12 protein-coding genes and 1 pseudogene are annotated in these 13,968 nt (G+C 51.8%); 11 read left to right on the plus strand and 2 right to left on the minus strand.

The window, feature by feature from the left end; genetic code table 11:
- Positions 1-316 (plus strand): VOC family protein (locus J4G02_14140; GenBank protein MCE2395715.1); only part of this gene is annotated, 316 nt, incomplete at its 5' end.
- Positions 313-1,050, plus strand: coding sequence for a dethiobiotin synthase (gene bioD, locus J4G02_14145; protein MCE2395716.1), 738 nt, complete (start codon positions 313-315; stop codon positions 1,048-1,050). The genes J4G02_14140 and bioD, both read left to right, overlap by 4 nt.
- Positions 1,051-1,082: 32 nt before the next feature.
- Here bioD and J4G02_14150 read toward each other — a convergent pair whose 3' ends face one another.
- Together J4G02_14150 and J4G02_14155 are read right to left on the minus strand one after the other, a co-directional pair.
- Positions 1,083-4,202, minus strand: a complete 3,120-nt coding sequence (locus J4G02_14150; GenBank protein ID MCE2395717.1) for a hypothetical protein — start codon at positions 4,200-4,202, stop codon at positions 1,083-1,085.
- A gap of 196 nt (positions 4,203-4,398) precedes the next feature.
- Complete coding sequence (locus J4G02_14155; GenBank protein MCE2395718.1) at positions 4,399-5,013, minus strand: sigma-70 family RNA polymerase sigma factor; 615 nt, start codon at positions 5,011-5,013, stop codon at positions 4,399-4,401.
- 287 nt (positions 5,014-5,300) lie between these two features.
- Here J4G02_14155 and J4G02_14160 point away from each other — a divergent pair, with 287 nt between their 5' ends.
- From J4G02_14160 to glnT, 9 genes and pseudogenes are all read left to right on the plus strand, one after another.
- Positions 5,301-6,275 carry a Gfo/Idh/MocA family oxidoreductase gene (locus J4G02_14160; GenBank protein ID MCE2395719.1) on the plus strand — a complete coding sequence of 325 codons (975 nt, stop codon included), beginning with the start codon at positions 5,301-5,303 and terminating at the stop codon, positions 6,273-6,275.
- 48 nt (positions 6,276-6,323) lie between these two features.
- Positions 6,324-7,517, plus strand: coding sequence for a right-handed parallel beta-helix repeat-containing protein (locus tag J4G02_14165; protein ID MCE2395720.1), 1,194 nt, complete (start codon positions 6,324-6,326; stop codon positions 7,515-7,517).
- Positions 7,518-7,681: 164 nt separating this feature from the next.
- Positions 7,682-8,629: an aldo/keto reductase gene (locus J4G02_14170; GenBank protein MCE2395721.1), complete on the plus strand. Its 948-nt coding sequence runs from the start codon at positions 7,682-7,684 to the stop codon at positions 8,627-8,629.
- 72 nt (positions 8,630-8,701) lie between these two features.
- The gene (locus J4G02_14175; protein ID MCE2395722.1) at positions 8,702-9,610 is read left to right on the plus strand and encodes a glutamine phosphoribosylpyrophosphate amidotransferase; all 909 of its coding nucleotides are present in this window, start codon (positions 8,702-8,704) and stop codon (positions 9,608-9,610) included.
- Positions 9,598-10,308 (plus strand): glutamate synthase, encoded by a 711-nt coding sequence (locus J4G02_14180; protein MCE2395723.1) that lies wholly within the window; start codon positions 9,598-9,600, stop codon positions 10,306-10,308. Before J4G02_14175 ends, J4G02_14180 begins: the two co-directional genes overlap by 13 nt.
- A 24-nt stretch (positions 10,309-10,332) precedes the next feature.
- The gene (locus J4G02_14185; protein MCE2395724.1) at positions 10,333-10,683 is read left to right on the plus strand and encodes a hypothetical protein; all 351 of its coding nucleotides are present in this window, start codon (positions 10,333-10,335) and stop codon (positions 10,681-10,683) included.
- Entirely contained in the window at positions 10,649-11,110 is a 462-nt protein-coding gene (locus J4G02_14190) for a C39 family peptidase (GenBank protein MCE2395725.1), read from the plus strand. The genes J4G02_14185 and J4G02_14190 overlap by 35 nt, the downstream gene beginning before the upstream one ends.
- A gap of 18 nt (positions 11,111-11,128) precedes the next feature.
- Positions 11,129-12,449, plus strand: a pseudogene (locus J4G02_14195) (FMN-binding glutamate synthase family protein).
- A 131-nt stretch (positions 12,450-12,580) separates the two neighbouring features.
- Positions 12,581-13,816: a type III glutamate--ammonia ligase gene (gene glnT, locus J4G02_14200; protein ID MCE2395726.1), complete on the plus strand. Its 1,236-nt coding sequence runs from the start codon at positions 12,581-12,583 to the stop codon at positions 13,814-13,816.
- The last annotated feature ends 152 nt before the right edge of the window (positions 13,817-13,968 follow it).

The following is a 13,968-nucleotide window of genomic DNA, read 5'->3' on the forward strand; positions in this document are numbered from 1 at the left end:
GGAGGAGGCAATCCCTTTTTATGAAACAGTGATGGGATTTAAAACAATCTCCAGAAGTGATACGCCTTGCAAGTCAGCCGTTCTCGCAAGAGACGACATCCAGATTGGGTTAGCAGAGAACGGTGGAGATCCAACACAAGACGGGTGTTTCTTTGAAGTCAATGACATTGAGGCGACCTTCGATGAGTTGAAAGCCAACGGATTGGAAAGAGATGACGCCGAATACCGGGAGGACACATACGGCGAGAACTCCTTCCGCGTGTTCTTCATAATAGCACCGGACAAACTTTGCTACTGTATCGGTCAGCGGCTATGACTTCCCATTCTACACCCACAGGTATCTTCATCACAGGCACAGACACGGAAATTGGAAAAACTGTCGTTGCCGGAGGATTGGCGGCTGCGCTCAAAGCTGCTGGCGTCAATGTCGGTGTCATGAAGCCAATTGCGAGTGGTGGCGTTGAACACAAAGGACAGATTGTCTCAGAAGATGCGCTTTTCCTCAAGCACGCCGCACAGGTGGACGACGCGCTGGATCTGGTCAATCCAATCTGTCTCCACCACCCACTTGCTCCATCTGTGGCTGCAGAAATCGAAGGGGTGTCGATCGATCTCCGACAAGTGGACGAGGCTTTCGCTCAACTCCGTCAGAGACATGAGTTCATGGTTGTGGAGGGAGTCGGCGGGATTGCGGTGCCAATTTGCGAGGAGATGCTCGTCACGGATATGGCGCAGCGCTTCCGACTGCCGCTGCTTATCGTCGCCCGCCCCAACCTGGGGACGATTAACCACACCGTGTTGACGGTCGAATTCGCCAGATCTCATAACCTTAAAATTTGTGGAATTGTGCTGAATGCCTCGCAAGCGGGATCCAGGGGACTCGCTGAGGACACTAATCCGAAGGAGCTTGCGCGGCTCACCCATCTGCCGATTTTGGGGACTGTGCCCTTCGACAAAGAGCTACAAGGCAACACACCCGATCCGGACTTTTTAAGCCAGTTTATAGGCGATCATGTTGATTGGACAGGGTTAGTAGGAGCAAGTGGTTAGCCCCTACAAAAGATCTTTAACTCACGTGTGCGTTACTCAGACGCTGTTACAGGCAGCCCGACGAAAAGCCGACTATCAATATCCGTAAGGGGTTCGATTTCACCGCACGCTGCGGCGCGGGCGAATACGAGGCCGGGATGCTTGGCTCGCATCGCACGCGACAGAACAGTAAACCCTTTCGATTGGCTGCTGTCGCGTAGTTCCCATGCAACGCGTTGCAGCTCCGAGTTGAATCGAACAAGCCCTTCCCGTGATCCGACACAGAGCGCATAAAGTTCATCAGGCGTTAAGCCGTCACAATACCCGTGACGAATGACGATATTTCCGCCTCGAATGTCTGAAATTGCTCCTCGCGATCCGACAACACAAGCGAGTCGATAAAGCCTGCTCGTAAAGGCACGGCTTTTGACCGCGAGGATGTGCGGTCCCAAGTTGTTATCAGTGAAGTCTTCGTAAGCGGCGATCCACTCCATAAGTTCCTCCGCGTAAGTGTTCCACGCTGTTTCATCGTCAGGGTCTGTAGGAACGGGAGGACTACCGTTGTCCCTATTGAGGAATGGGCTCATGGATGTTCCTGATTCCTTCGCAACCTCAAATCCACGCTGCATCAGCCGTTCAGCGATTTCAATGGTGCAATCAATCCCCTCGCGCTTGAGGAGTGTTTTCAGCGTATCCGCTAACGAGCGCCGCGTGACCAAACCCTCAGGGATAGCAATCTCCATCCCGCCAATTTCTGTGAGTTCATTGCGCCCTTCGGGGGTGAGACTCAAACTTGCCAACCCCCATATCGCATCATGTCCCGGGGCTAAGGCTGCACATATATTCGGATCCCGTTTGAGATGCCCAGCGATGGACAGCTGCTCACCGGCTTCCCGTTGACCCTCCGCTGTGATGGGCAGAAAAATCGCCGCTTGGTCGCCATCAAAGTCAGCATTCATCAACTCACAGACAAAGGGATGAACACGGATGGCGCGGTCTGACTGGCGCACTGGATGGAATGCAACAAAGGCGGTAGGCGTAAACGCAGGTGCTCGATGTACAATCACCCATGAACGCGCCATCAATTCATCAAGGAAATGTGTTGCCCTCTGGCTTTTTCCCTGTACCTCTTTGGTACCACCGAGTTCTTTTGCAACCTGCCGCCCGAAAAGCGCCCACGCCATTTGCTCCGGAATGCCAACCTCATCGGCACGTAACTCCGCGTCTGGCACAATGACGCTGCGTCCGCTGAAAAGCGTCCGTGCTGTAAAGCGCATATCCGCGGGACGCAGAAGTGCGTCGAAATATTCTGCAAGACGTGTTTGGAGCTGTTTGAGGGTTTGGAGGGTCAGGCTTTCTGGAGCATCATTTGCAAACATCCGCTCTGCTCTGGCATTGACATCGGCAAGTACACGATACTCGGAAACGTCTTCACATATACCAACTGCATTAATAGTTTGAGCATGTAGCCACGGATGGGAAACTGGCTGGGCAAGTTGGAGTGTATTTCCAGTTGCGCGTGCAAATCGAAAAGTCAGCTTGTTATCATCAAAGTTAGCGTGAATGCCTGCCGCCGACAGTCGGTCCTTGAGATTGGCAAACATCGGCGTCGGTGGTCCCGCCTGCTCAACTGTCCCTGCCGTAACGCGACCGGGAAGCGTCTCTACATCTGCCCGCGTCGAAGCACGGGTGTTGAAATGTTCCCGCAAAGTCTCAAAGGCTGAAATGTTGCGTAGTGTATAGTATTCGAGTTCACCAAGCCCCTGATGGTATATAGGCTCCTCGTGAACGATGGGCTCGGAGACCTTGAGCTTATCCAGCGCGATGTGAACCGTCTTTCCCCAATAAACCCAACCAACCGTACTCGGCCGATCTAGTTTCTTGCCGTTAGGTCCAAACGTGAGGGTTTCCATCCCATCTTCAGGTAGTCCCACCTTTTGGAGTCGTTCACGGAGTTGATCGGCACTGGGCGCTTGAAATGGCGGCACAATAGCGGTTTCTCCTTCCGCCCGCGCGATGCGGCTCATGACAGCTTCACGGATTTGACCAAAGTTCATCCGTCCATGCAAAGCACCGAAACTGAAAACAAGCTCCACCGGTGTACCGTCGGCGAGGTGGGGCATCTCATCATCAGGGGTGATGCGCGAAATGACCCCTTTCGTCCCGTGACGGTTACTAATTTTATCGCCCGGTTCAATAGCATAAGGAAAATTTAGACGTGCAGCACAAGACTCGCTAATCACGATGCCATCCTCAAAGGTATCCCCGCCCCAAGAGATAAAAGCGGTCAACAGATTACGTCCACACCAAAAGTCGGGAACATCGGGCTCGTAACCTGTTTGGACAAGCGCAGGTTCTGGCGAAGCAGCCACTCTTGACATCCCCTTGGGACAGCTAACCGGAGCGGTCTCTGGAGCAGAAGGTGACAACCACTGGCGCATCATGTTTGCGCCCATGAGTATTCGCGGTGGATCGTTATGTTCGAGAAAAGGGATCAGCGCTGCAGACAGACCAAGTGTCGCTTCAGGGCTTTCATCCACGATGACCAATTTTCCATCGCGGATCTCCGCACCCCTCGCAATCGTCAGAATCTTGCCGACGTTTGGTCCCTCTGGCGTTTCAAATGGACAAGTTCGCCCAAAGTGTCCGGGGCTAAACACCTGATTCCCCTGCGAAATCCGTACCCTACGCAGATGTGTATGCTTGTCGAGCCAGTTGGTATGGGAGAGTTTCTGAGCGGTGAATGTATCACTAAAGAACTCAAGCACCCATCTATCAATCGGAAGCCACGAGCGGACAAGCGACGTATCCCATGCCAGATCCGGCGGTGCTTCCCTGATGCGCGCTTTGAAGTAGTCGTACAGTTGATCGCCCACACCCTCGATTTCCGCTTGTTTCAGTTCTACGGTCGAAGCGATCGGCTCGACAACATAGGGCTCACCGTCAAGCATGAACATACCGTCTGCATCAGGCTGCGGAATATCGGTGTATTCGACCTCAACATAGCCTTCACTTAACGCTAGCACAAATTCCACGCGACAGGTGTACGCACCGGTTGACTCAAAATGATATCCGGCGAGCGGCAACCGGTCAGCAAGGAGCTCTGGCAACCGTTCTTTTATTAACCCTTCAAAGGATTCCTTGTGCCAAAATGCAGTGATGTTGTGTGACATGATATTCTCCTATCTCCTTCATATTGTGTTTGTGTAAGTTATAAAGTTAGGACTTACGCAGCGCGTTCATAAGTCCCCCTGAAACCCTTGTCAGGGGAGTTGGGGGATTTAGGGATTAGGGGGTTAAAAATCAAAAATCTACCCCTTGTGTGCTGAATTTGCGTAAGCCTTGAAAGTGTAAAACGTTGCCGCCTGCTCACTCTTTCTCTTCTTCCCAACCGCTTGCGATTTCCTTCCATTCGCGGGCGAGATGTCTTATGGAGTAGTGTAAACGTGACTTCACGGTGCCTTCTGGAATGCCAAGCTCTAGGGCGACTTCCCGAAGCGCCATCTCTTTCTGATATATGAGGTGAAGCACTTCTCGTTTCTCTTGGGGCAGCCCATCAACAAGTTGCCAGAGCAGCTGGGATCGTTCAGCTTGTTCCACCATCACTTCGGGACCGCGCGACGAGGTATCAATCATCCAATCTGGATCTGACGGACGTTCATCCTCATCGTCGAATTCTTCTGACGGTGGTTCAAGGGGCTCCTGTCGCTGTCGCCGTACTGTCCGCAGATGATTGAGGGCAAGATTCGTTGCAATGCGGAAAAGCCAACCCTTTAACTCTCCCTGACCATTCCACTGTTCAGCGCGCGTCCAGACTCGTAAAAACACCTCTTGAACCAGATCCTCAGCGGCACTTTCAGTCCGCACAATGCTAAGGATATGTTGGCGAACCGACGCGCTGTGTCGTGCAAAAAGCGTTTCAAAGGCAGCGGCATCGCGCTTCACAATCTGGCGAATGAGGGTTTGGTCTGATTGCTCCATCATAAAAGGGTTTCACTGTAAATGACACCGCAGGGGGAACAAAAGTTCACTGTCTGAATCAGAATACTCAAGAGGATAGAATTTTCAGGATCAGGTTAAAGAAAGCGCAAAGGCGCGACAGTACAAAGTTGCAAAGAAAATAAAAAACTTTGCGTCTTGGTGTCGTAGTGTCCCGGCGTTAGATTTTTCATCGAATCCTAATTAGATTTTCGGATTTTGGGTGGCATGAATGAATACAAATGTGATAAGATGCACCTGCTACACATCACACAATATGTTAGGTCAGGAATATGTCGAAAATAAGAATTGGTATCATCGGATCTGGCGGCACCGGAACGCGCCATGCAGACAAATTCTCGGAAATGAAAGCTGTCGAGGTTGTCGCAATCGCTTCGAGAAACGCTGAAACAGGCAACGCACTTGCTGAAAAACATGGCGCGGAGTTTATTCTGGATTGGCACGCGCTCGTCGAGCGTGACAATCTGGATGGCATCGTTATTTGCACCCATAACGACACCCACGCCGAAATCGCGCTCGCGGCACTCCGTTGCGATAAACATATCTTTATGGAATATCCGTTGGCACGGTCAATTGATGCGGGTGAAGCTGTAGTCGAAACCGCACAAAGCAATCAGCGGGTTCTGCGGATTAACCACTCCGAAACCGTGTCCAATTCGCATCGAGCGATTAAACAGAAAGTAGAAGGGCTCGGAGATCTGTTGTTGACAACTTTTTTGCGCCTTACACCGGGGCGCGGCGTCCGTCCGGAGATTTTGTTCAATCTGCCCATTTCTGGCCCGCCAGCGCATTTTTTCGTCTATCACATCTACCCGATCATCGATCTCTTCGGAGGTGTTAGGTCGGTCGAGGGAGCAGCAGTTTACGAAGGCTTAACAGATCAGGGAAATTATAACCGATTTGTCAACACCGTCAACATTGAGTTCAAAAACGGCGGGGTGGGGAGTTGGGTCTGGGCTGGAGGAGTTGAGGTCGAGGAATCCGAGCAGCACGCCCGGTATGTGCTGACCGGTGGTACAATCAGCGATAGTGGCGGCAGGTGGCATTGCTCAACGGGAGCAGGAGTGGAGGAAATTTCGCCGGTTGATGCCCCAAGCGTTTCACTTCAGGAACGGTGGATACAGGAAATCGAGAATCAGGAGAGAAGCGCAGCAGATAGGGACGCAGCCACTGCGCTTGAAGCGATACGGGTAAGCCTGTCCGCCGAACAATCCATGCAGGAGAAACGACGGATTGTGTTGGAATGAAGGACAGGTGTGATTCGTACAAGTCGGCGGAGGTGAAAGGAGTTTTGTATGGAAAAGTCGTTATCAATGACCGTAGGTAGAGGTGATGGGCAGATTAACGGTAGCGATGATCGCGCCATTCAGGCGGGTATGGATTACCTCGCCACACTCGGCGGAGGAACGCTAAAACTCCTGCCCGGCACATACCATCTCAATAACGCAATCTATCTACGAAGTAACATCCGGATCGAAGGGAGCGGCGACGAAACGGTGCTCATTAAAAATCCTTCTGTGAGTATTCCCCTTGCCGTCGATTCGGATTGGTACGATTCAGACGTGACACTGATTGAGAGCGACGGTTTTGAGGTAGGATATGGAGTTTGCTTGAGAGCGAAGACACCACATCACGGTGGGTCAAATGTCATCAAACGCACGATTATCGGAAAAGAAGGGAACCGTCTTTGGCTCGATAACTCGCTCGAAAAGAACTTCTGGGCAGACCATGAAGCACAGATCTCGACCCTGTTTCCAATCCTGAGCGGCGAACATATTTGCGACGTTGAAATCCGCGATCTCGTTCTCGACGGCAATAAATCTAATAATGGACACCTCGATGGGAATTATGCTGGCTGCATCTTCATGCAGGACTGTGAGCGGATAACAATCGATAATGTCGAAGCGCGAAACTATAACGGCGACGGTATTTCATGGCAGATTTGCCACGACGTGACTGTGACGAATTGTCGGAGCCTGAGCAACGTTGATTTGGGACTGCATCCGGGCTCTGGATCGCAGCGCCCGATCATGCAGGATAATTACCTTGCAGGAAATCGGTTGGGGCTTTTCTTTTGCTGGGGCGTGAAACACGGGGTCGCAGAAAACAACCAGATTCTCAACAACCGTCAATATGGTATCTCCATCGGGCATCGAGACACCGACAACATCATCCGACTCAACCAAATTGAGGGCAGCGGGGAGGTGGGGATTACCTTCCGCAACGAACCAAACGAAGGGCGTAGCCCCCACCGAAATATAGTGGAAAACAACCGGATTGTGAACAGTGGATCGGACAAAGATGGAATCGGTATTGACATTCAGGGTGACACTCAATCAATTACGATTCGGGGAAATCAGATAACCGAAATGCGGGAAGGTGGCGAACATATCGGTGTACGGATAGGCAACAAGACCACCAATATCCTTCTTGAGAAGAACGAGTTTTCAGGATTGGTTGTAGGGGTCAAAGATTTGCGGGACAAATAGATGTTTTTGTAACGTTTGACAGGGAGTTGATAATGTGATAAGATAGCTCGACTTGGCAGCTATAGAAAACGTTGCAAACCGGGAGAGGAATTAATCATCACAAACGACCAATAAGGTCACTTGCTGCAGGGTTATTGAGTTCGGCGACAAGCTAAGGAAACGCGATGAAACCAATCTCAATTCAGGACTGCCAACACTTGATCTCTCCCCTGATTATTGGTCCGCATTGTGTAAGTAAAGCCCATGATGATAAAGATTTCGATGATTTTGTGGAATTGGGCGGCAATTGCTTCTATATACATGGCGAAGGAGGCGAGACACAGACTCGCAAGAATGTCGCCTCTTGGATAAAACGTCTTGGCATCAGAGACGACCTCGTCCTCTTTTTTCAAATCTGCCACGGACACGATGAGGTCACATCGATGCTGGCAGAAAGTCGGTTCTCCCCCAAATCGGTCTCCGACGATATCGAAGAGAATCTTAACCTTCTGGAAATCGACTATCTCGATCTTGTCGTGCTAGGCGGAGATAACGAGAATATTCCAGCAACCGAAATCATTGACGTACTGGAGGGAGAGAAGGCGCGAGGTAGGATTTTTGCCTACGGTCCATTCAATTGGTCGCCTGCGAGGATTCAAGAAGCTCAGGACCACGCAGAAAGTAACGGACTCGTTGGGTTCTCTTTCGTTAATACGACGGAGCTATCGCTCGCAACTCCTACGTCGGCAGTATGGGAGGGTTACACCCCCTTCGACGCCTCAATGAAGGGGCTGGTGACACAGAAACAGCTGCCAGTCCTAGCGTGGACTTCTGATTTCAACCAATCGTTCTTCATTCCAAGAGAGATTAACCGAGATTCTGTGCCGGAAGACCGCCGATTGAACCGCTGGTATACCGATGAAAATTTTGCGATTCGGGAAAGAGCAACCGCGCTCGGAGCAAAGTACAACCTGAATGTGCGCCAGATAAATGTGGCTTACCTCCTGAACCAGGATTTTCCAACAGCGGTTATGTTTTATCAAGACCATGATCCAGATGCACAGGAGTACTTCGCGGCTATCAACAGTGCTATTAGAAGACAGGAACTTCAGGAATTGTGGCCGAAAACCTAATCTAACCCGCTTAAAACTGTGACCGTTTACAACTTACATATAGCCTAAAGCAGAATTAAGGAGACATTCAGGGTGTGTGGTATCGCTGGCTTTTTAGATAAAACGCAAAATAGCAATGCGCCCGTGGGCAAGACTATCCTCGCCATGCTCACGGCACTGGGAGTGCGGGGACCGGATTCGGCAGGCGTGGCACTTTATGGACCTCCAGCAAATGGAGCGTTCACGCTGCAGGTAAAATTGGGAGAACTTGAGGGCGCAGCTGAGAGGGGTACTTCGATTGCAGAGGGGGTCAAGGCATTCGGCTCCGTGCACGAAGTGAAAACAACTGCTGAGTATCTACGACTCGTCATCGATTTGCGAGGGGAGGCAACACTGCTGACGCAATTCATAGAGTCCTTAGATGAAGACATCGAAGTTGTCAGCATGGGGCGCGAACTCGAAATTGTCAAGCAGGTCGGCACACCCCAGAATCTCGATGCAACCCACAGCGTCTCTACATTCCGAGGGACACACGGCTTGGGGCATACGCGCCTTTCAACAGAGAGCCGTGTAGATCTAAGCCACTCGCAACCCTTCTGGGCACACAATTATCCTGACCTCGCCATCGTCCACAACGGACATATTACAAACTACCATAAGTTACGTTGCATCTACGAACAGCGTGGCGTCAGATTCTATACAGAAAACGACTCCGAAATCATCGGTGTCTACCTCGCTGACCAACTGTCTCAAGGGCTGGGGTTCAAAGAGGCGTTAGATGCGTCGCTTACCGACTTGGATGGTTCCTTTAGCTATCTTGCGGCAACAGAGGATTATATTGGATTTGCGAAAGACCCCTTCGCCTTCAAACCGCTACTCTTTACCGAAACAGATAATTTCGTCGCTGTCGCAACAGAAGAAATCGCGATTCGGTCTGCCTTTGGGGATGGCTGTGAGGTGCGCGAAGCACAAGCAAAGGATGTAAGTGTATGGCAGAGATAATCTGTGACGGTAAAACGACCCGCGACATCAACACGGAAATCAAACGCCTCATCGCGGGTGGTGAAACCAATATCCGCATGAAAAACCCCGTCGCTCGGCACAACTTGGGCGTCGCGATTCTACAGTCGGTAAAGTTGACCTTCGACGGGAGTGTTGGTTACTACTGTGCAGGGATGGTCGACGGTCCCACCGTGGAAATCAAAGGGAGCGCAGGTTGGGGATTGGCGGAATCTATGATGGGCGGCACTGTTACTGTCGAAAGGAATGCGGGCAACGGTGCGGCGGCTTCAATTCGAGGTGGGACGGTTGTGGTTCGGAGCGACGCAGCTTCGCGGTTGGGCGTTTCGATGAAAGGTGGACTGATAATCGTCGGCGGCAACTGTGGTTACATGGCGGGTTTCATGGCGCAGCGAGGGACGATCATTGTCTGCGGAGACACGGGGGAAGCATTCGCTGATTCGATGTATGAAGCGGTTTGCTTTGTCGGCGGTAACATCGCTGAACTCGGCAACGACGCCGTGATTGAGGAACCGACTACAGAAGATCTCACCTTCCTTGAATCCACCCTGTCTCAGCATCTCCCTTCCAAAGTTGGCAACTCACAGACTCTCCTCCACAATTTCAAGAAAGTCGTCTCTGGGCGCAAGTTGTGGAACTTCGATAAGGACGAGCGAGCGGTGTGGCGGGAAGCGTTGTGATTCGTTGCAGAAGGAGGTAATATAATGTCCACGAATGTTCAAGGAATTCAAGTCCCCGAAGGGGCAACGGTGGACCTTAAAATTGAGATAACAGCACAAGTAAACATCACAGCCTTTGTAGCACAGCAGAAGGTTACGCAATTTGTCATCAGTGAAATCAGTAATCAACTTTGCGGTGAAAAGCCTGATTTGAATATCGGTGAACGCTTGTGCTGGTCAGTACCGGTGGTACTTACATCACCTGCCAAGGGCACCATTGGGCGTGTCGGTGAAATTTCGGTGGACGCAGATACGGGCGAACTGCTAGCAGATACAGACACAGTAGAAAGGATCGATGCCAATGCCGAATGGCTGGCTCAACGTTCCCCACTTTAGGCAGGAATTCAACTACTCGTGCGTTGCTGCATGCGTCCGTATGGTGATGGCATATTACGGACATAACGAATCGGAAGATAACGTGCGCCAACTGCTAGGCACGAAACCACGGGGAACACGCGCTGCTAATGTGACAAATATTGTTCAATTGGGTTTTGATGTACGGTTTGGAGCCTCCAACCTATCACAATTACAAGCTACGCTTGCTGCCAATGTACCCCCTATCATTTTCCTGCTGACCGGGACGTTAGATTACTGGGAAACCAATGATGCTCATGCGGTCGTGCTTATTGGAATTGATGCAGCAACGATCCATCTCAATGATCCTTTCTTCGATACCTTTTCACAGCAGACACCCTTGGCGAATTTTCAGCAAGCGTGGGCAACAACTGGACACTTGGCAGCCTTCATTCGTCCACAGTCATGAGAGAGAAACTTTTTTATAATGCCAGACAAATCAGATTACCTCCGAACCAGTGGAACATTCACCCCCGACATAATCGAAGATATCCAAGTCAAAGCGGAGTTAGGCAGATACCGTATCCGCGGATTTGGCACGTTACGCGAGCGGCGATGGGCGACGTTTGATGACCTCACCTTCATCCCCTGTACCCTGACCCGTATTCCACTCGAAGGCTATCGGGAACGCTGTTCACCCAAAACCGTCCTCGGCACCCGTTTCGCCGAAAAGCCGATTGAACTTGAGGTTCCCATCATGATCACCGGCATGAGTTGGGGCGCGCTCTCCTACAACGCGAAGGTCGCGTTAGCAAAAGGAGCGAATATCGTCGGTTCGTCCAACACCACCGGTGACGGCGGGATGCTGATGGCGGAGCGTGAGCACAGCCGGTCACTGGTCTACGAGGTGCTGCCGTCTCGCTACGGCATTGATGTCCACCATCTACAGATGGCGGATGGCATCGAGTTGACGATTGGACAGGGCGCGAAGCCGGGAACGGGGGGATTGTTGCTCGGATCAAAGGTGTTGGATACGGTTGCGGAACAGCGCGATTTGCCCCTCGGTGTCGATCAGCGCAGCCCAGCACGGCATCCCGACTTCCTCGGTCCCGATGATATGATTATCAAAATCGAAGAATTACGGGAGGCGACCGACTGGCAGGTGCCAATCTTCGTGAAGATGGGAGCGACACGGGTGTTCGACGACGTGAAGTTGGCGGCAAAGGCGGGTGCCGATGTTATCGTCGTGGACGGGATGGAAGGTGGCACCGGCGCATCCGCCGAAATTTGTCAGGAACACACAGTGTGAGGCACGCGCAGCACTCGAAGACCTCGGATTGTACGGCGAGGTGCAGCTCATTATCGCGGGTGGTATCCGACACGGTGTGGACGCGGCAAAGGCGATGGCACTCGGTGCGGACGCGGTATATATTGGGACAGCGGCCCTGATGGCGCTCAACTGTAACAAACCTATCCATGTCGAGGACTACCACGAACTCGGCACCGAACCGTACCACTGCCACCATTGTCACACGGGACGTTGTCCCGTCGGGATCACGACGCAGGATCCCGACCTGATGAAACGCCTTGACATCGACGAAGCGTCAGAGCGCGTCGCCAATCTGCTGCAAGCGATGACTTCGGAGATCCAGATCCTCGCTCGCGCTTGCGGCAAGGCGGATGTACACGACCTCGATCCCGAAGACCTCCGGGCATTGAATTTGGAGGCATCAATGATTTGTGGTATCCCGCTCGTTGGGACGAACCGTGTGTTTGGAGGCGGACCGGGGTGGAAAGAACGGGAATGATATTTATCATATTGAGAAGATTAAGTCTTTTCCAACGGCAATGAGAAAGGAGTCCTAATAATGACGTTAGACGAGGTTAAAACGTTAGTCGCAGAGAAGGGAATCGAGTTTTTCCTCTGTTCCTTTGTGGAATGCCGACAACACATATTGATGACATGGCGGAAGAGGGTGCCGGCTTCGCCGGGTTTGCGGCAGGTGAAATGGGGCAGGGCCCACATGATCCAGATATGGCAAGTCTACCCGACTTTAACTCACTCACAATCGTGCCGTGGCGACCAAACGTGGCGTGGTTGGCAGGAAATGTGCACGTGGGCGACGCGGCATGGCCCTACTGCCCACGCACCATCTTACAACGGGAATTGGAGAAAGCCAAACAAAAGGGCTACCTCTTCAACGTCGGTGTCGAAGCAGAGTTTATGCTGCTGAAACAGGGTGAGGACGGTAGTTACGCGCCGTGGGATCCGCTCGATACGCTGGGCAAGCCTTGTTATGACCTGCGGGCACTCCACCGTAACCTCGACACAATGACCACCCTGATTAAGTATCTACAGGGGTTAGGCTGGGGTCCATACGCCAACGACCATGAGGACGCTAACTGTCAGTTTGAGCTCAATTGGCTCTATTCCGATGCGCTGACGACAGCAGATCGGCACACTTTCTTCAAGTGGATGGTTAAGACCGTTGCCGAAGAACAGGGACTGACAGCGACCTTCATGCCTAAGCCGTTTGCAAACTTAACCGGAAACGGCGCACATTTTCACATGAGCCTGTGGGACACAGATAACCAGACCAATCATTTCCTTGATGAATCGGATGAAAATGGTCTGTCACAACTCGCCTACTGGTTCATGGGCGGAATTCTCCATCATGCCAAAGCCCTCGTTGCTGTCACCAACCCCCTTGTCAACAGTTATAAACGTCTGATCTCTGGCGCGCCCCGTTCCGGCGCGACGTGGGCGCCTGTTTATATCACCTATGGCGGGAGCAACCGGACGCAGATGATCCGTATCCCCGATGCCGGACGGATTGAAAATCGTTCAGGGGACGGTGCCGCCAATCCATACCTCGCCATGGCAGCGACGCTCGCCGCCGGGCTTGATGGTATCGAGAACCAAATTGACCCGGGTACGCGCAATGATGATAACCTCTACGAGATATCACTGGACAAACTCCAACGACGCGGTATTGACTTGCTACCAAGAACACTTAGTCAAGCACTCGACTGTCTGGAAGAGGATGAGGTCATTCAGAGTGCACTTGGACCCGAATATGCCCCCTACTACATCGAAGTCAAGCGTGAAGAGTGGCGAAGTTATCACCAGAGCATCAGCCAGTGGGAAACCGATAACTACCTTGGGCTTTACTAGGTCAGGACTTACACCCTTCCGTAGGGAACAACGATCGTTGTTCCCTACAACCACTGTAAAATGTCAACACGCCCTAATTAATTGGCAAGGTCTTTCATCAATACAGACCACTGGATACATCGGGTCATGAGGGAGTTGGTACAGATGCAAGA

The sequence above is a fragment of the Candidatus Poribacteria bacterium genome (assembly GCA_021295755.1).
Lineage (GTDB): Bacteria > Poribacteria > WGA-4E > WGA-4E > PCPOR2b > PCPOR2b.

Bases quoted from the DNA above. Each gene is read 5' to 3' on its own strand.
- bioD (MCE2395716.1), top strand. From the start codon at position 313: ATGACTTCCCATTCTACACCCACAGGTATCTTCATCACAGGCACAGAC.
- J4G02_14150 (MCE2395717.1), bottom strand. From the start codon at position 4,202: ATGTCACACAACATCACTGCATTTTGGCACAAGGAATCCTTTGAAGGG.
- J4G02_14155 (MCE2395718.1), bottom strand. From the start codon at position 5,013: ATGATGGAGCAATCAGACCAAACCCTCATTCGCCAGATTGTGAAGCGC.
- J4G02_14160 (MCE2395719.1), top strand. From the start codon at position 5,301: ATGTCGAAAATAAGAATTGGTATCATCGGATCTGGCGGCACCGGAACG.
- J4G02_14165 (MCE2395720.1), top strand. From the start codon at position 6,324: ATGGAAAAGTCGTTATCAATGACCGTAGGTAGAGGTGATGGGCAGATT.
- J4G02_14170 (MCE2395721.1), top strand. From the start codon at position 7,682: ATGAAACCAATCTCAATTCAGGACTGCCAACACTTGATCTCTCCCCTG.
- J4G02_14180 (MCE2395723.1), top strand. From the start codon at position 9,598: ATGGCAGAGATAATCTGTGACGGTAAAACGACCCGCGACATCAACACG.
- J4G02_14185 (MCE2395724.1), top strand. From the start codon at position 10,333: ATGTCCACGAATGTTCAAGGAATTCAAGTCCCCGAAGGGGCAACGGTG.
- J4G02_14190 (MCE2395725.1), top strand. From the start codon at position 10,649: ATGCCGAATGGCTGGCTCAACGTTCCCCACTTTAGGCAGGAATTCAAC.
- glnT (MCE2395726.1), top strand. From the start codon at position 12,581: ATGCCGACAACACATATTGATGACATGGCGGAAGAGGGTGCCGGCTTC.